This window comes from Geofilum rubicundum JCM 15548 (assembly GCF_000974365.1).
Taxonomy (GTDB): domain Bacteria; phylum Bacteroidota; class Bacteroidia; order Bacteroidales; family Marinilabiliaceae; genus Geofilum; species Geofilum rubicundum.
The window spans coordinates 1-18,802 of the sequence record NZ_BAZW01000054.1; the positions used below are offsets into that span (position 1 = coordinate 1).

Genomic DNA, 18,802 nt, shown 5'->3' on the forward strand with positions numbered 1-18,802 from the left:
GCTGTTAATATATAGTTGCCCCTTCCATTTTACTTGATCTTGGCCTGAAAATTGCGCTGTAATTGCGTTAAATTTGATTATTTTAGCATCTTGTCAACCACAAACAAGTATTTAGTATGCCGTTGTTCAAAAAAACTGCAAAATTAGCTCACAACCTATTAACCACTATACTATTGTGGACCTGGCCCTTGTTGATGAATGGGCAGGTATATCCCCAATGGGACTTTCATTTCCCCCTCTCCAACGCCGCATTCATCAGTGGTAGTTTTGGCGAATTGCGGGGGAGCCATTTCCATTCCGGTGTGGATTTTACAACACAAGGCAGAACCGGCTTACCCATGTATGCCATTGATGAGGGCTATGTATCACGCATAGCGGTGTCTCCGGTGGGTTTTGGCAAAGCCATTTACATCAATCACCCCAACGGCTACACCTCGGTTTACGCCCATTGCGAATGGTTTTCCGCGGATATTGAAAAAATCGTGACCGATATCCAGTACCAAAAGAAGTCCTTTGCCATTGATGAATCCTTTACCCCCGGTCAAATGCCGGTTGAAAAGGGACAGGTCATCGCTTTTTCAGGAAATTCAGGTAGCTCGGGTGGCCCCCACTTGCATTTCGAGATACGCGAAACGGACGCACAAAAGCCCATCAACCCCCATTTCTTTAACCTGCCGGTTAAAGATGATGTTTCCCCAATCATTCAGGCTGTAAGCATCTATCCTTTGGATGCCAACAGTCTGGTCAACGGCAAAAACACCCCTTTGTTTCTGCCGGCTACTTTTCATGGCGGTCAGTATCATTTAAAGGGGAATCCAAAAATTACCGCTTCCGGGCAGATTGGCGTGGGCATTGAAACCATCGACTATTCAAACGACTCTTGGCGCAAGTGCGGGGTCTACAGCATTCAACTCCAACTGGATGGGAAGGACTGGTTTCGCTCCCAAATAGATGGCTTTTTCTTCCATCAAACCCGCTATTTAAATAGCCACATAGATTATGCCGGGCGTCGTAAAAACCGCAACGTCATTCAAAAAAGCTTTGTGGATGAAAACAACCAGCTTGAATTTTACACCACCACGGCTGAAAGGGGAAAGATATTCGTACAACCGGGCCATAACCACCACATCAGCTACGATGTGGCCGATGCCAACGGCAACGAATCGCATTTGGCATTTAACATCGAAGGCCTCCCCGGCTCTAAAACCCCAGCCGTTAAGGCAGCTCCTGAGCTATTGAAAATCAGTCCCGACAATCCTTACTTCATCAGTCTGGAAAATTACAAGGCCCATTTTCCCGCCAATAGCTTCTATACGGAAGTACCGGCCGAATTTGAGCTGTTACCGAACACCGGTGTTGGCATCGGATCCCACTTCAGGGTGCTGAATGAGGAAATTCCCATTCACAACTTCTTCGAAGTAACCTTACCCATTCCGGATGAAGCCATTGGACAAACCGGCTTGACAGGGGCCCTGGTCAGAAACGGAAAGCTAAGCCATGCCGGTGGCAAAATCGTTGGTAACAACATGCTCATTCGTACCCGGGAAGCGGGGACCTATTGTTTGACCACCGATGTGACACCGCCCAGTGTGCGACTGGTGAATGTGCCATCGGCACGCAATTACAGCCACCGGGCATCCATCCAATTAAACCTCAGTGATGACTTTTCAGGTATAAACACCTACGAGTGCCGCATTAACGGAGAATGGGCCTTGTTCGAATACGATCCAAAGAACCGTGCGCTGACCGGCTATTTCAAAAACCTGCGTATCGACAAAGGATCTAAACATCAACTGGAGGTGGTGGTAACCGACCATACGGGCAATGCCTCCACCCTTAATACTGAATTCATCTATTAGGAAGAGAAAATAAGATGCACCAACTACTCTACATATTCATTTTTATCACTGTCATGGGCCATATGCCCATGAAGGCTCAGGTAGATACGGACAGAATGACCATCATTGGTCGCAATGCGCTGTATTTTGAGGACTATGTGCTTGCCATCCAATATTTCAACCATGTCATCAGAGCCAAACCTTATTTAAGTGAGCCCTATTATTACAGAGCGATTGGCAAATATAGTCTGGATGATCTCAAAGGGGCTGAACAGGATATCTCCAAATCACTCGAAATCAATCCCTATTATGTGGATGCCTATAACTTAAGGGGCATTATACGTCAGAAACTAGGAAGGACCAAAGAGGCCATAGCGGATTACGATAAAGGGATGACCATTGACCCGGAAAACATCAACCTCATCGTTAATAAGGGAATTGCCCAAATCAACAGTAAGGAATACGATAAGGCCATTGAAACCTATTCGGACGCCATTCAACTGTCGCCAACCCTGGTGTCTGCCTGGCTCAACAGAGGATTGGCCAGGCTGGCCATGGAAGACACCACTGGAGGACTGGAGGATTTCACCAAGGCCATTTCTCTAAACCCCTTTATACCTGACGGATATGCCAACCGCTCCATCGTTTACTATCAAACGGGTAATTACGAAGCTTCCTTAAACGATGTAAACGAAGCCATTCAACTGCGCCCCGATGATGCCCGCTTCTATTTAAACCGGGGCATCATTCGTTACCAGATGGATGATTTGCGGGGCACGGTGGAGGACTTCGACAAGGTGATTGAACTGGAACCAAGAAACGCCATGGCCTACTCTAACAGGGGTATTTTAAGAGCGCAGGTGGGGGATACCAACAGGGCCATTGAAGATTTTTCAAGGGTACTGGCACTAAAGAGTGACGATTGGCTCACGCTCTATTACCGGGCCATGCTTTATATGGAAATTGGTGAGTGGCAAAGGGCACTGGCCGATTTAAATATTGTGGCCGACAACTACCCCGATTTTGCACCGGTGTTCCAAAACCGCTCACATGTGAAGCAGATGCTGGGAGACAACTATGGTGCAGAGCTCGATTATGGCACAGCGGTTAAACTGGAACTCGAGCGTCGCGAACAATCCGATCAGGCCGCAACCGAAACACCAGTAGCTTCAGAAGACAAAAAGGATGAACAAAAGGGTTCAGCGCGCAAAGCGACACGGACTGAAAAAGATACCGACATCCGAAACTATGACAAGGTGGCGGTGCTGGACGACTTTGGCAATGAGCCCCAGGAGGAGGCTTCCACCAATCCGCTGAGGGGACGCATTCAGGACCGAAATATTATTATTGATATGGAACAGGTCTTTGGCCTTACTTTTTACCCAGGCGACACACTGGTACACCGTCTGCGCTATTTCAACATGGAAGTGGATGCCCTCAACAGACGGCAGCCGCTGGACCGGTCACTGGAACTGGCCAATGTCGAGGAGGAACCTGACCGCGAAACGGCGGCCGACATTTTCACCCAAATCAATGACATCAGTGAGCAGTTAAAAACGGCCGGGGAGTCAAACCAAAGCATGCTCTACTTTGTGCGGGGAACGCTCTACAATACAGTACTGAACCTCAACAATGCGCTGGAAGATTTCAACCGGGTGCTCGAATTGGATCCGGCGCATGTCCCTGCCCTCTTTAACCGGGCCTACACCCGCTATAAAATGGTGGAAACCATTCGCAGCATGGAGGCGGAAACACCTGATCAGCAACCGTTACAAATGGGTGCGGTCAGCTCCCGCACTCCGGCGCAAAGTCAGCAGGAGGAGCGGCGGATACTCGACTATGACCTCATTCAAAAAGACCTCGAAAAAGTCCTGGAAATAGACCCGGATTTTGAATTTGCCCATTACAACTTAGGGATGATTCAGGCAGTAATGCGTAACTTTGAAGCGGCCATCGAACACTTTTCTGTCGCCATTGAAGCCAATCCCGATTTTGCAGAAGCCTGGTTCAACAGGGGATTAACAAACATTTTCCTGGAGAATGACGCAACCGGAACACTGGATTTAAGCAAGGCAGGAGAACTGGGAATCTTTGAAGCTTACAATGTGATTAAACGGTACGGAATTAGTTCAGGCGAATTGGAAGAATACGACGAGGACCAAGAATGATAGAAATTCCTGAACACATAGATACGGACAACCCTGAATTTCAGGATGCCTTGCGACTGATACAATACACCTCTTCATCGGTGTATCTGACAGGAAGAGCAGGCACCGGTAAGTCTACCTTTCTGCGCTACGTTTGTAACAACACGCATAAAAAACACATCGTACTGGCGCCTACCGGTATTGCAGCGATAAATGCCGGCGGCGTGACCATGCATTCCTTTTTTAAAATACCTTTCCGCCCCATTCTTCCGAATGACCCCGACTTGTCGACCAAAGACCGTCGGATATACGACTTTCTGAAATACAACAAGGCCAAAATCCAACTTATACGGGAAGTGGAGCTGATTATCATTGATGAAATTTCTATGGTAAGGGGTGACACGCTGGACTTTATTGACCAGGTGCTCAGAGTCTATTCAGGCAACAAAAACACGCCTTTTGGCGGTAAGCAGATGCTACTGGTGGGCGATGCCTTCCAGTTGGAGCCGGTGGTTAAGCGCGACGAGTGGCAAATCCTCAACCGCTTTTATCAGACACCCTATTTCTTTTCCGCAAGGGTATTTCAACAAATACCACTGGTTCAGATTGAATTGCAAAAAGTTTACCGACAAAGCGATCCGGTGTTTGTCAATATTCTGGACAAAATCCGCTTAAAAAAAGCGGCTGACCCCGAAATCCAAAGTATCAACAAGCAACTTAATCCCAGCTTCCAAACACCCAGAGATGAACTATTCATCACTTTAGCCACCCGGCGGGATACGGTGGATTACATCAATGAGCAGCGCCTCGGGGAACTGGAAGGAGATGAATTCAGTTTCACCGGAAAAATATCCGGCGAATATCCCGAATCGAGTCTCCCACCCTTAAGAATCTTATTCTGAAAGAGAATGCCCAGGTGATGTTTGTCAAAAATGATATGGAGCGCCGCTGGTTCAACGGAAGTCTGGGAATGGTGGACGAAATCAGCGAGGAAGGCATCTATGTGCGATTGGAAAACGACGACATCCATTTGGTGACGCTTGAAAAATGGGAAAACCTGCGCTACAAATACGATGAAGCCAACAACCGGATCATCGCTGAAGAAATTGGCTCCTTCAATCAGTTCCCCCTCAAACTCGCCTGGGCCATCACGGTGCATAAAAGTCAGGGACTGACCTTCGATAAGGTAGTGATTGACTTTAGTGGCGGGGCATTTGCCGGTGGTCAGTTGTACGTTGCCCTCAGTCGCTGTCGCTCCCTGGAGGGCATGGTATTAAAAACACCTGTCAGAGAAAGCGATATCATTGTAAAACGGGAGGTAGAAGAATTTGCAAGGGCTGCCAACAACAAGCAACTCATAGAGGAAGAGCTCAAAAAAGCCAAGGCCGACAGTGCCTATGCACTGGCGCTACAGTCCTTCAGGGAACAAAACTGGCCCAAAGCCATTGCTCATTTTGCCAAAGCCATTGAGTACCGCAACGACATGAACAATCCCGGTCTGCAACGTTTCATCGCCCGGGAAATGTTGTTCATTGATCATTACAAAAATCAGATCACCGATTTGGAAGCACGACTGCAACAAAATCAGCAAAATGTAGAGGATTTTGCCCGTGAATATTTCCTCATGGCCAATGAGTGTGAAGTCAAGTTTAAGGACGACCGTTCGGCCATTGCCAATTTAAATAAGGCACTACAGCTGAATCCGCTATTTGTGGATGCGCTGCTCAGGAGAGCCACCCTTTTACGAAAAACAGGCGACACGGCCGGTGCTGAAAAGGATTGCTCCACACTTCTGAAAATCAAGCAACGCCACTTTAAAGCCCTTTTGCTGCGTGGAAAAATAAGACTTCAGCTCAACCATCTGGAGCCGGCCTATCAGGATTTGCTGGAAGCCATGCATTTGCGAAAATCCAACCCGGAAGTATATAAAGTACTGAGCAAGGTATGCACCAAAATGGGCGAAACAGAAAAAGCCAAAACCTATAAAAACATAGGCAAAACTCTGGAAGAAAGCGAAGAAGACTTATAAGAGGGCGTTCATTCTTTCTTCTCCGGCATCGACAAAATGGGCATGGACCAGTTAAAATGAATAGACAGGAGTCGGGTCGCAATAATTACCCCGGCTGTGAACAGCTGATTCAAAGCCGGATCCAACCCCAAGTGGCGCAGCAACAAATACACCAGGGCACCGGCAATACAAGCCGTGGCATAAATCTCCCGCTGAAAAATCAAAGGCACTTCGTTGGTCAGGGTATCCCTTATAACACCGCCCACAACGGCAGAAGTAACGCCCATTAATACCGCTACCCCAGGATGAACACCCAGGTTCAGCGCTTTTTCCAGTCCGATAATGGTAAAAACCCCAATCCCGATGGTATCAAAAAGAAAAAGAGTACGTCGCAAAGAAGCCAAAACATTTCTGAACAACATCGCCACAAGCACACCTGCCAGAATTAAATACAAATAGATGGGCGTGCTCAACCAGGTCACCGGTGTAATGCCCAACAACAAGTCACGCGTAGTACCTCCGCCAATGGCCGTCACTACCCCGATAAACATCACCCCAAACAAATCGAAGCGCTTCTCGGCTGCCGTCAACACGCCACTCATGGCAAATACCATCGTACCAATATAATCCAACCAGAATAATATGCTCATGTCTCCCATTTTGTGGCCGCAAAGAAAAGAAACTTTCTGAAAGAAAATGGATGACTCTCCAAATATTTTCGTGCATTTTTCGACAGAGATGATTTCATCCATTATTCCCCGAAAGCACAGATGTTAAAACATCAAAAAATGGGTCACAAATCATCCGGACCTTAACAATAAACCATTTAGGCTGGCCGCATTGACCAAAAAATACACCCTCAAATCAATTTACCTCCCTCATTCAGACAATTTATAACACTTCCCGCGCCCTCTTTTGCCTTACTTTTACACTAATTAATCATTGTTACTATTAATTATATAACTTTTAAATTATGAAAAAAATCTACACATTTCTAATCGCCTTCCTGGTTTTTGCCGGAACTGCAACGGCGCAAATTGCCTCCTGGAACATCAGTGATCCTGCCTTTAATGCCTTAGGGGATGTTGCAACAACAACAACAGTTGAAGGACTAACCATCTATTCTGAAGGCAATGTAACGGTTGATGCCAACAATAAATCACTCGATGGCGTTGACTACACCCATCGCCTGAAGCTGGGAGGATCCGGCAACTTTGATGAAGGTGGCTTACCAGTTTCAAGAGTTCTTGCTTTTGACGTAACAGGAAATGTCTCCATCACAATTATGTGCATGTCATCTTCAGGTAGTGCAGACCGTTTATTAAATGTTGCTGCAGGAGGCTCTGCCGAAGAAAACCTTTTAGGCGCAGCAGATGCTCTGGGTGCCTCTTTGACAGCCACCACTTTCCAATACACAGGTGACGCTACAACCATATATCTGTGGTCGCCGAGCAGTGGGGTTAACATTTACAACATAGTGGTGGAAGAGCCGGTTGTCCCAACCGTTGTAGGTTTCTTTGCCAAAGAAAAAGCCATGTTTGAAACAGCTGCAACCATAGCTGAGGACCCCTTGTTGGAGTTATTAAAGGCCGATCCCAACTTTACCGTTGTTGAAAACATCCTGACCTCAGTAGCTGCGACTGACGAACATGATCTTTCCGCCTATGATGTATTGGTAGTACAGGAAAGTTTTGGCAGCGGAGATGGCATCCTAACGCCTGACGGCGCATTAGGTTTGGCCAAATTAAACAAGCCCGTATTATACAACAAGTCATATGCCTTCAAAAGCGGACGTGCCCTGGCCGATGGTTCCGCTGCAACCGGCTCAGAAGCACCCGGATTAAACATCACGGTAGATCCTGCCAATCAGGCCAACGATCTCTTTAAGGGTATCACTTTTGATGCCAACAACGAAGCGCAATTGTTCTTAGCTCCTACAAATGATGATGGAGATGCGAATGCTGCCAACAGTGTCAAAGCATTGAACTATGCCCGTGAGGTAAGCATTTCGACTGAAAGCACGCTACTGGCCGTGCCTACCAATGTAACTGAGGGCCATGTTGTTTCAATTTGTATCAATGACATTCCAGAAGGAACAGTCGTAGGTGGTGAAACCTTGGCGGCCAGAATGGTGACCGTTGGTTACAATACTGGCGCTATTTTGGCCAATGGCGGTCGCAACATGACTCAGGAAGGGCTGACCATTCTGCGCAATGCCATGTATGTATTGGCTGGCAAAGAAGTGCCTGCTGAACTGGCTGAATATGCAACCACAACATCCATCGGTTTTGAACCAAGAATCCTGGACATCTACACATCCAATGGCAGTGTCGTCATCAACGATTGTGAAGGTAAGAATGTTGAGGTTTATTCAATCAGTGGAACAAAAGTCTTTGGACAAGCTGCCACATCTTCTGTTGTTACCGTACCTGTTCCATCAGGTATTTACATCGTGGTTGTGGACAATGCAGCCAGCAAAGTGATTGTAAAATAAACTCTATCAATGATTTGAATTGAATCATAGATTTTAGGATAAAAGGCAGTGGACAACGGTTCACTGCCTTTTTGAATTTAAAAATAATCACCCGCCCCTTGGGTCGGGCTTCAACGGCAGTACCGCCATTTTTTCTACCTCAATAGAGGGAAAGCCAAATTCGCTTACCACTTTGCCCAAAATAAGATAAACGCCGTGGCCTTTAAAGGGATAAGCTTTCAGGGTTTGTGGGAAATGAACCGTATCAAAAAACTGCCCCTCATCATCAATAAAAGCCGCAAAGTGCATGATCTGCCGGTTGACGGTCCGCACATACTTAATGGTAATAAGCTGTCCCACCACCCGCACCTTTTCACCCACTTTATGCTGCAATTCACGCGCCTTAACGGCCCCCCTGAAACCGGTCTGCAATAAATCAAACCAGGTATAACCCACCGGAAATCCCAACAACTCCATCTCATCATAAGCATCTTCAATGGGCTGCTGAATCAGCTGTGGTAACTGGTATTTTCTGGCCTGCGCAGGGAACAAACGGGCAGCGGGCACCTTCGCCTTTTCTCGGGTCAGATACAAATGTGCCTCCCACAAAAGTTCCGGCTTGTTTTTACCGATAAAGCGGAGGGCACCCAGACGAATCAACAGGACGAGCTGTTCGCGCCCCACACCGGTCCGCTCAATAAAATCGGGCAAGTCCCGGTAAGCACCGCCTTTGGCCCGTTCATCCACCACCCTTTGCGCCAACTGCTGCTCCAAATCCCGCACATGTATCAAACCCAGAAAAATATCTTTGCCCTTAATGGAGGTCGCATACGCACTTCGGTTGACGCAGGGCACATGAATGGCAGCCCCCCAGCGCCTGGCCTCATGCACATACACCCAGGTGGCGTAGAATCCGCCAAAATTATTGATCACCGCCACCATAAATTCTAAAGGATAGTAAGCTTTTAAATAAAGACTCTGAAAGCTTTCAACCGCATAGGAAGCCGAATGCGCCTTTGAAAAGGAATAGCCGGCAAAGGATTCTATCTGTCGCCATACCTCCTGCGCCAAAGCATCCGGATAGCCCCGCTCCTTACAATTACTAAAAAACCGCTCCGTTATGCGCTGAAAAGCCTCACGTGAGCGGTACTTACCGCTCATGGCCCGCCGCAACACATCGGCATCGGCCAAATCCAATCCGGCAAAGTGGTGCCCCACCTTGATCACATCTTCCTGGTAGACCATGACGCCATAGGTCTCTTTTAACTGCTCTTCCATCACCGGATGCAGATACTGAAAGCCCTCCGGATTATGAAAACGCTCAATGTAGGCGCGCATCATGCCCGATTTGGCCACCCCGGGCCTTATGATGGAACTCGCAGCCACCAGCGTCAGATAATCGGAGCAACGCAATTTGGTGAGCAGTCCCCGCATGGCGGGACTCTCAATATAGAAACATCCGTTGGTCTCCCCTCTGGCCAGTAGCGCCTTGACCCGCTCATCCTGCTTAAAAACTTCCACCCGATGCACATCGACCTTTTCGCCCCGGTTCTGCGCTACAATCTCCACACACTCCTTGATGTGTCCAATCCCCCGTTGCGAAAGAATGTCCAGCTTTTCAAAACCCAGGTCCTCTGCCATGTACATATCAAACTGCGTGGTGGGCATGCCCTTGGGCGGCATATCCAAAGCGGTATAGTCGGTAATGGGCTGCTCGGTCACCAAAATCCCTCCCGCATGAATGGTGCGCAGATTGGGAAAATCCGTCAAATGGGCGGCGACGCTCAGTATTTTCCGCGTTACCCCGTCGCCGGTGGCGCCGGGATGCGTCATTTGCTCAATCTCCTCCGTTGGCAGCCCGTACACCTTCCCCAGCTCCCGAATGGTCGATTTTTGCTGAAAGGTGGATATAGCCCCCAACAAGGCCACGTGTTCCCGACCGTAACGCTTAAAGATGTATTGCTGCACCTCTTCCCGCTCGCGCCACGAATAGTCAATATCAAAATCGGGTGGCGATGTGCGCTTGGGATTCAGAAAGCGCTCAAAATAGAGATTCAGCTCAATGGGATCCACATCGGTGATTTTCAGACAAAAGGCCACCACGCTGTTGGCCCCGCTGCCACGGCCCACGTGGTAAAAGCCGCGCGACATGGAATAGCGGATAATGTCCCAGGTAATCAGGAAATAAGCGGCAAAACCCAGTTTATTGATAATGGCCAATTCCTTGTCCACCCGCTCACGCGCTTCCCGGTGGTCAGCCCCGTAACGCTGCACCATGCCATCCAGCGCCAGCTGCTCCAGCAGACCGGCATCGGCCGAGCGACTGCCGGCATAGGTCTGCTTATTTTTAACGCTCGTGAAGTCCAGATCAAAAGAACACTGCTTCAACAACTGTTCGGTGTTGGACCAGATAAGCGGATAGCGCTCAAAAGCCGCTTTCAGTCGACCGGGCGGCACCAGCCAGTCGTACTCCGTAGCCATATCGGCAGCGGTTAAGCGACTCAGCAAAGTGTTTTTATCCACCGCCCTCAAATGCCGGTGCACTTCCAAACCGGTCCGATTGCCAAAGGTCACCGGCTGCCACACCACCAACTTGTGCATTTTAGCGGCTACAGAGGGGGTAATCAGGCGATTGAGCTGGTTGTGCCTAATGCCAAGGTATTCATTGTCGCGCAAGGCCAAAGGGGCCGGACCTTCCAGCGGAAACACCACAAAGGCATCGTTAAATGGCGGCGGATAGGGCGGCAGTGGCGCCTTGGTCAAAAGGTGCTGCGTCAAAAAACGATTCAGTTCCCCAAAACCCTTAAAATCTTTAGCAATACCGGTGTACAACAGCTTGCCCTCCTGCCTGAACTCCAGCCCCACCAGCGGCGTAATACCCGCCTTCCTGCACGCTTTCACAAAATCAAACACCCCCGATGTGCTATTCACATCGGTCAGCACCAAGACCTCAGCACCAGCTTTAACCGACCGCTGCACCAGGGCCTCAGGCGACAACACTCCATAACGGAGACTGTGATAAGTATGACAATTCAAATACATGTATTATTATACAATAGGTCGTTAGATTTTTAGGTCGTTAGGTATCCGAGTTACTATACCGCTCGCCCCACTGCGTCCGCCCCGAACCGCTTCCTTATGCGGTCCATGGCCAGATAAAGATTGACCTGCTCAGGCGTATCTTCAAACAAGTTGAGTTGCTGACTTCCCGACACCAGATGCGTAAAGCGCACCCCTATCAAACGCACCAGCACCCGCCGCGTATAAAGGCGCTGCAGCAATTCTTTGGCTTCCCGGATGAGTACATGGTCGAACGAGGTGTAAGGAATACGCTTTTGAATGGTGTGCGTGTCAAAGTCGGAATAGCGAATCTTCACCACCACGCAGGAAGTCAGCTTGCCCCGGGTACGTAACTCAAAGGCCAGCTTCTCGGTCATCCGTACCAACCACTCGCTCAGAAACCGCATATCGGTGGTATCGGCCTCAAAGGTCTGCTCCGAGCCAATGGATTTGCGCTCATAGTAGCGCTCTACGGGCGTCAGGTCGATGCCATTGGCTTTGCGCCAAAGGTCAATGCCATTCTTGCCCAGCACGCGCTCCATGACATCGGGTGGCAACTGACTCAAAGTCGCTATTTTATCCACACCCATGCTGCGCAACAAGCGAAAGGTTTTGGGCCCCAGCATGGGAATTTTGCTAATCGACAAAGGATCCATAAAGGGCTTTACCTGGTCGCGCTCGACATACAGCTCCCGCGAAACGCCCGACTTGGCCTCTCCTGTGGCTATTTTAGAAACGGTTTTATTCACCGACAGTCCAAAGGAAATGGGCAAACCCGTCTCTCGAATAATGGTCTGCCGCAACTCGTGCGAAAACTTGTAACACCCAAAATACTTGTCCATCCCGGTCAGGTCCAGGTAATGCTCATCAATGGAGGCCTTCTCATACACCGGCACCTTCTCGGCAATAATGTCGGTCACCACATGGGAGTAATGGCTGTAAGTATCCATGTCGCCACGGATATAAACCGCCTGGGGACACAACTGCCGGGCCATGCGCATGGGCATGGCCGAGTGCACACCAAAGCGCCGCGCCTCGTAACTGCAACCAGCTACCACGCCGCGGTCCGACAAGCCCCCGATAATAACGGGCTTCTCCTTCAAGGCACTGTTCTGCAAACGCTCAACCGACACAAAAAAAGTATCCAGATCGATGTGCACAATTTGCCGGTTATCAGGCTGTAATAAATAATCCGGATGCATAAAATGATTATATTTTAATCTATTCAACGATTTCAATATAATCATTTTTACAAAAATGGGCAAGACAAGGTCCATTATAAAATTCGATTCCGACGCTCATACGTCTTTCACTTAAAAGAGCTTCCTGCATAAAAATAAATTCGCACAAATTACCGTATTGGTAACCTTTTTATTATCTTTGTTTTTCGATTGATAAAAAATAAAAATGAGAGTTATTGCTAAAAAAATACTACGAGAATTTTGGGAAAAGCATGCTGATTCGAAAGACCAATTAAAAACTTGGTATAAAGAAGCAAGTAAAGCTAATTGGACAAGCCCGACTGATATTAAAAATGAATATCCCAAAGCAAGTATTTTAAAAGCGGGACGAGTGGTATTTAATATATGTGGCAATAAGTATAGGCTGATTGCACATATCAACTATTTGAGACAATGGATTTTCATTAGATTCATTGGTACACATACAGATTATTATGAAATTGAAGCAGAAAAAATTTAAATGCTATGGATATTAAAGTGATTAAAACAGAGGAGGATTATCAACAAGCATTAAACAGACTCGAGGTTATTTTTGATGCGTCGATTGATTCACCCGAAGGAGACGAAGCTGAAATACTTAGCATCTTGATTGAAAAATATGAAGATGTACATTATCCGATTGGCCCGCCCGACCCGATTGAGGCGATAAAGTTTCGCATGGAGCAAATGAATATGAAGAAAAGCGATTTAGCTGAGATTATTGGATATAAAAGTCGTGTTTCTGAGATTTTTAGTAAAAAACGTAAATTGACATTGGAAATGATTCGTCGATTGCATGATAAGCTAAAAATTCCATATGAGACATTAATTGCAGATTATTAAAAGGCACATTTTGCTAACATCATATATAAATGATCATACTCGACCACCCTTACGTCTCTAAGTTTCTGGAAGAAACGCTTATCAGAACCCAAACTCCGGTCCTCCGCAATGCAGCCACCCGTGAACTGGGCTTGAGCGACCAGCTCAACTACCTCAGCGACGCGGCTTTTGTGGCAGAAGCCCAAAAGCATCCATCCCCCCTTATCTATACCAATTCAGAGAACCCCATTGAATGGATCAGCAACCATCTGCAGTTCACCGGTCTGCCCCGGCACATTCAAAACTTCAAGGATAAGGTCAAATTCCGAGAGCTCATCAAGGGGATGTATCCCAACTTCTATTTTCGGGAAATCGCCTTTAAGGATTTGGACAGCATCGACATCCAGACCCTGCCCTTGCCCTGCATCATTAAACCATCTGTCGGATTTTTCAGCATTGGCGTTTATGTGATCAACTCCCGGGCTGAATGGCCACAGATATTGCAACAACTTAAGCGGGATGTGGCCGACCGCCAGGCCTATACCCCAATGAAGTCATTAATACTACCAACTTCATTCTGGAAGAAATCATCAGCGGGGATGAATTTGCCATTGATGTCTATTACAACCGCGAGGGTCAACCGGTCCTACTCAACATCCTGCAACACCTCTTTTCCTCCGATGAAGATGTCAGCGACCGTGTCTATCTCACTTCCCGTGAGATTATGAAGACCTGGCTCCAGCCTTTTCAGGCCTTCTTACGGCAATTGGGAGAAGTGGCCGGCCTCAGCCATTTCCCCATGCACATTGAAGTCCGCGTAGATCAAAACCAGCGAATTGTCCCCATTGAGGTCAACCCCATGCGCTTTGCAGGCTGGTGCGTCACCGACCTGGCCTGGTATGCTTACGGCATCAATGTGTATGAGTGCTTCTTTGAGCAGACAGAGCCCGACTGGCCCAACATTTTAAAAAGCAGCAACAGCGATATATATAGCATGGTGGTGGCCGACCTTCCCAAGGACATCCCTGCCGACGACATTGAAGCCATCGACTACGAGCGCTTTCAAGCGCATTTTGAAGATCCTTTGGAACTGCGTAAAATCGATTACAAAAAACATGGCGTTTTTGCCTTTCAATACGCCCGCACCAGTCGCCACAACCAAAAGCTGCTTGAAGACATCCTTCAGTCAGATTTGAAAGAGTTCCTGATTTTAAAATAGCACCGGTTAAAATAGTACCGGCCAATTCTGAAAACGGATGTTAAAGGTTGTGTAAGATGCCTAAAGCCAAGGATTCTCAGCCTTTTTTATACTACTTTTGCGGAGCTTTAAAGGATAAAGCACGCCTGCTTTACCTGCCTGTTTAACATCTATTTTCTCAGGCCGGACGGCACTTCCCTGTTTCTTATATGGTTTATGTCAAGATAACCATGTCAGACAAAAAACAGAAAGCTCTGTTTTTTTGCCTTATGTGGAACGGAATAATTATGCCCAATGTTGTCTTTATTTAATCTGATTAAACACCCATAAAACGAGTACGGGCTCATCTCTCACAAAGGTGAATGATTATCTCTGAGCGTTTTATGTAACAACCGAAATCAAATCTTAATCACATGAGAGAACTACTGAACCTTTTCGACTTTCGACAAAAAATTGATTATAAAACAGAGGTCCTTTCAGGGTTGACCGTTGCCCTGGCTCTGGTTCCGGAAGCGGTGGCATTTTCGCTCATTGCGGGACTTTCGCCGCTGAACGGACTCTATGCCGCATTTACCATAGGGCTCATTACCTCCCTGTTTGGCGGTCGCCCCGGCATGATTTCAGGCGCCACCGGCGCTGTCGCTATAGTCATAGTAGCTCTGGCCAAATCACATGGGGTGGAATACATTTTTGCCACCGTAGTACTGGCGGGTACCATTCAAATGCTGGCAGGCGTCCTTAAACTAGGGAAGCTCATTCGCCTGGTGCCCCACCCGGTGATGTTTGGTTTTGTTAACGGTTTGGCCATTATCATATTTTTGTCACAACTCGACCAGTTTAAATTTAAAGCCACCGACGGCTCATTGGAATGGATGTCCGGTTCGCCTTTATACATCATGATGGGACTGGTGGGACTTACCATGCTGATTATTTGGGGACTGCCCCGCCTGACCAAAGCCATACCGGCCTCACTGGTGGCGATTCTGGCTGTATTCGGCATTGTTGCACTGTTAAAAATCGACACGGTTACCGTTGGCGATATCGCTTCCATCCAGGGCGGTTTCCCGCCCTTCCATATTCCTCAAGTACCTTTTACACTTGAAACATTGCAGATCATTCTTCCCTACGCAGCCATCGTGGCCGGAGTGGGACTCATTGAAAGTCTGCTCACCCTCAACTTAGTGGACGAGATCACCGGCACCCGCGGTTGGGGCAACAAGGAAGCCTTTGCCCAGGGAGCAGGTAACTTCGTGACCGGTTTCTTTTCAGGCATGGGGGGTTGTGCCATGATCGGACAAAGTCTGATCAACACATCTAACGGTGCAAGAGCACGCCTATCAGGTATTGTAGCGGCCATCATGCTTTTGGTCTTTATCATGTTTGGTTCGGGACTGATTGAGAAAGTGCCCATGGCGGCGCTGACCGGACTGATGATTATGGTGGCCATAGGTACATTCGAGTGGGCCAGTCTGAAAGTATTTGGCCGCATGCCCATAACAGACATCCTGGTCATGGCTGTGGTAATGATTATTACCATATTCCTGCACAACCTCGCTTTGGCAGTGCTGGTCGGTGTGATCATTTCGGCCCTGATGTTTGCCTGGGAAAATGCCCGCCGCATACGGGCCCGCAAGCACATCGACGAGCATGGCATCAAGCATTACGAAATATATGGTCCCCTCTTTTTTGGCTCCGTCATGGCCTTCAACGAAAAATTCGAAGTAGAAAACGACCCCGATGAAGTCATTATTGATTTTAAGGAGAGTCGCATCACCGACATGAGCGCCATTGAAGCGGTCAACAAAATTACAGAGCGCTATGCCGAGCAGGGTAAAACGATCCACCTGCGCCATTTGAGCCGTGACTGCCACCAATTGTTGCGCAATGCCCACAGTATAATTGATGTCAACATCCTGGAAGATCCCACCTACAAAGTACTCGTGAATAAAAGAGTGGCCATGAAGAAGGCCAAGGCACAATAACAAAAGGGGGCTCAGGCCCCCTTTTTACTTTTTCAAGACTAATTCCTTACATTTGCGCCATGGCCTATCAACCAAAATACTACTCCCCCACCGAAGAGCGTTTCAATGTATGGAGCCATGGACTTGGCATCCTGCTAAGCATCGCTGCCACCATCGCTTTGCTGCGCAGCGCCCTGCTGTTTGGTACCCTTTGGCACCTGGTGGCCTATACCATTTATGGCGCCAGTCAGATAGCCATTTTCACAGCCTCCACCCTTTACCACAATGCCAAAACGCCGGCATGGCGGTACCGATTGAATATATTTGACCATGCGGCCATCTATTTATCCATTGCCGGCACCTATACCCCTTTCACACTTATTAGTATCCGTGGCCCCTGGGGTTGGTCGGTTTTCGTCACGGTCTGGCTGGTAGCGCTGGCAGGCATCATTCTAAAACTATATTTTACCGGTCGCTTTAAATTATTATCCACCATCGGTTATGTGGCCATGGGCTGGATCATTGTTATTGCCATAAAACCCCTCATCAACAACGTTCCCTTTGAAGGCTTAATGTGGCTGGCAGCAGGTGGTATCTTGTACATGATAGGAGCTGCCTTGTATCAAATTAAAAGCATTCCATATAACCATGCCACCTTTCACTTCTTCGTTCTGGCCGCCGCCGTGTGCCATTTTATTTCTATCTTTGTCTACACAATTTAATCCCCTCTTTTACAAAGGGTAACAATCACTTCCAGCACCAAAAAAGTTTAAAATGAACGGTATCAACAGGAGCAAAATCCATCCCGGACAAAGCGTCAGGATCGTGCTCAAAAAGGACCAACGCACCGGTGCGCTTACCGAGGGCGTTGTACAAACCATCCTCACCAAATCACCCACACATCCGCATGGCATTAAGGTCCGCCTGCAAGACGGACAAGTAGGAAGAGTGCAGGAAATTCTATCCTCCGAAGAATGATAAAGCCCAAATCCCATCCAAGCCAGAACCAGCGTCGACCAGCGACCCTCCCGGTTAGCAGCGAAATAGAACTAATGACTTTCCTGCTGGCTTCGCTTCCAGGCAAAAACCGCAACAACATCAAAAGCCTGCTTTCGAACCATCAGGTCTTTGTGGATGGCCAAATGACCAGTCAGTTCAATTTCAAACTGAAACCCGGCCATGTGGTTCAAATTGGCGGAGAGCGACCAACAACAACTCACGCACCTGTCAAAAACGATTTATCCATCATTTTTGAAGATGACGATATTATTGTCATTGACAAGCCGGCCGGCTTACTGACCATTGCCACTGAGAACGAAAAGTCCCGTACGGCCTACCATGCGCTGAGTGCTTATGTCAAAAGCGCCCATCCTGCCAACAAAATTTTCATTGTACACCGTCTCGACCGGGAGACCTCAGGTCTTTTATTGTTTGCCAAAAACCTCCACACCCAGCAAGTGCTTCAGCAGAATTGGGAAGAGATAGTAACCGAACGTACCTATGTGGCCATTGTTGAAGGACTGGTTCCCAAGGATAATGGCACCATCACTTCTTATTTACACGAAAACAACGCCCTGGTGGTCTATTCCAACCAAAACCCAAAGGGCGGCAAAAAGGCCGTTACCCATTACAAAGTCATTCGACGCTCCAAAACCAACAGCATGCTGGAAGTCAACCTGGAAACAGGGCGCAAAAACCAGATACGTGTGCACATGCAGGATTTGGGCCACAGCATCATCAACGACAAAAAATACGGTGCCACCACCAACCCCATCGGCCGGATGGGTCTGCATGCCAAACGTCTCTCCTTCACCCATCCGATCACCAAAAAAAACATGCAATTCCAGTCGCCCAACCCCAAAAAATTCTTACTCCTCTTTTGTAAGTCCCACCAATAGACAAAAAAGCCCCGGCATCACCGGGGCTGTATTTTCAGTAATTCTCCTTCTGTCTCAGATTATTTCCGGTAAGAAAATAGGATTAATTGTCGTTTAAAATTCGGGCTGTTTGAGCGCAGCGAGTTCCTGAATTTTAGACAATGAATCTTATTTTCAGGAAATAATCTGCAACAGCGG

14 protein-coding genes and 1 pseudogene are annotated in these 18,802 nt (G+C 47.9%); 12 read left to right on the forward strand and 3 right to left on the reverse strand.

The annotated features are described in order from the left end of the window. Nucleotides 1-173: 173 nt before the first annotated feature. The 4 genes from JCM15548_RS16785 to JCM15548_RS24550 are packed head-to-tail and all read left to right on the forward strand — an operon-like array spanning nt 174 to nt 6,014. Nucleotides 174-1,859: a M23 family metallopeptidase gene (locus JCM15548_RS16785; protein ID WP_062127819.1), complete on the forward strand. Its 1,686-nt coding sequence runs from the start codon at nt 174-176 to the stop codon at nt 1,857-1,859. 14 nt (nt 1,860-1,873) lie between these two features. After that, nucleotides 1,874-4,006 carry a tetratricopeptide repeat protein gene (locus tag JCM15548_RS16790; protein WP_062127821.1) on the forward strand — a complete coding sequence of 711 codons (2,133 nt, stop codon included), beginning with the start codon at nt 1,874-1,876 and terminating at the stop codon, nt 4,004-4,006. Continuing rightward, nucleotides 4,003-4,887: an AAA family ATPase gene (locus JCM15548_RS24545; protein ID WP_227625968.1), complete on the forward strand. Its 885-nt coding sequence runs from the start codon at nt 4,003-4,005 to the stop codon at nt 4,885-4,887. The genes JCM15548_RS16790 and JCM15548_RS24545 overlap by 4 nt, the downstream gene beginning before the upstream one ends. Nucleotides 4,888-4,922: 35 nt before the next feature. Next, nucleotides 4,923-6,014 carry a C-terminal helicase domain-containing protein gene (locus tag JCM15548_RS24550; protein ID WP_227625969.1) on the forward strand — a complete coding sequence of 364 codons (1,092 nt, stop codon included), beginning with the start codon at nt 4,923-4,925 and terminating at the stop codon, nt 6,012-6,014. A gap of 8 nt (nt 6,015-6,022) precedes the next feature. Here the strand turns inward: JCM15548_RS24550 and JCM15548_RS16800 are convergent, their stop codons facing one another. Then, a complete protein-coding gene (locus tag JCM15548_RS16800) occupies nt 6,023-6,643 on the reverse strand; it encodes a trimeric intracellular cation channel family protein (RefSeq protein WP_062127851.1) in 621 nt (206 codons plus the stop codon). A gap of 323 nt (nt 6,644-6,966) precedes the next feature. On the opposite strand from JCM15548_RS16800, the gene JCM15548_RS16805 reads away from it, so the two are divergent. Then, nucleotides 6,967-8,487 (forward strand): DUF6383 domain-containing protein, encoded by a 1,521-nt coding sequence (locus tag JCM15548_RS16805; RefSeq protein ID WP_062127823.1) that lies wholly within the window; start codon nt 6,967-6,969, stop codon nt 8,485-8,487. Between the two features lie 87 nt (nt 8,488-8,574). On the opposite strand, the gene JCM15548_RS16810 is transcribed toward JCM15548_RS16805, so the two are convergent. Continuing rightward, nucleotides 8,575-11,508, reverse strand: coding sequence for a DNA polymerase III subunit alpha (locus tag JCM15548_RS16810; protein ID WP_062127825.1), 2,934 nt, complete (start codon nt 11,506-11,508; stop codon nt 8,575-8,577). 53 nt (nt 11,509-11,561) lie between these two features. Next, complete coding sequence (dinB, locus tag JCM15548_RS16815; protein ID WP_227625970.1) at nt 11,562-12,755, reverse strand: DNA polymerase IV; 1,194 nt, start codon at nt 12,753-12,755, stop codon at nt 11,562-11,564. Between the two features lie 178 nt (nt 12,756-12,933). On the opposite strand from dinB, the gene JCM15548_RS16820 reads away from it, so the two are divergent. The 7 genes and pseudogenes from JCM15548_RS16820 (at nt 12,934) to JCM15548_RS16855 (ending at nt 18,625) form a co-directional block, all read left to right on the forward strand. Further along, nucleotides 12,934-13,227, forward strand: coding sequence for a type II toxin-antitoxin system HigB family toxin (locus JCM15548_RS16820; protein WP_062127828.1), 294 nt, complete (start codon nt 12,934-12,936; stop codon nt 13,225-13,227). A gap of 5 nt (nt 13,228-13,232) precedes the next feature. After that, nucleotides 13,233-13,589: a helix-turn-helix domain-containing protein gene (locus tag JCM15548_RS16825; protein WP_062127830.1), complete on the forward strand. Its 357-nt coding sequence runs from the start codon at nt 13,233-13,235 to the stop codon at nt 13,587-13,589. A 323-nt stretch (nt 13,590-13,912) separates the two neighbouring features. Beyond that, nucleotides 13,913-14,787 (forward strand): annotated as a pseudogene (locus JCM15548_RS24555) (ATP-grasp domain-containing protein). A 392-nt stretch (nt 14,788-15,179) separates the two neighbouring features. After that, nucleotides 15,180-16,748 carry a SulP family inorganic anion transporter gene (locus JCM15548_RS16840; RefSeq protein WP_062127836.1) on the forward strand — a complete coding sequence of 523 codons (1,569 nt, stop codon included), beginning with the start codon at nt 15,180-15,182 and terminating at the stop codon, nt 16,746-16,748. A gap of 59 nt (nt 16,749-16,807) precedes the next feature. Further along, the gene (trhA, locus tag JCM15548_RS16845) at nt 16,808-17,449 is read left to right on the forward strand and encodes a PAQR family membrane homeostasis protein TrhA (protein ID WP_062127837.1); all 642 of its coding nucleotides are present in this window, start codon (nt 16,808-16,810) and stop codon (nt 17,447-17,449) included. 52 nt (nt 17,450-17,501) lie between these two features. Beyond that, on the forward strand, nt 17,502-17,705 hold the full coding sequence (locus JCM15548_RS16850) for a YwbE family protein (RefSeq protein ID WP_062127839.1): 204 nt from the start codon (nt 17,502-17,504) through the stop codon (nt 17,703-17,705). Further along, on the forward strand, nt 17,702-18,625 hold the full coding sequence (locus tag JCM15548_RS16855) for an RluA family pseudouridine synthase (RefSeq protein WP_062127841.1): 924 nt from the start codon (nt 17,702-17,704) through the stop codon (nt 18,623-18,625). The genes JCM15548_RS16850 and JCM15548_RS16855 overlap by 4 nt, the downstream gene beginning before the upstream one ends. The last annotated feature ends 177 nt before the right edge of the window (nt 18,626-18,802 follow it).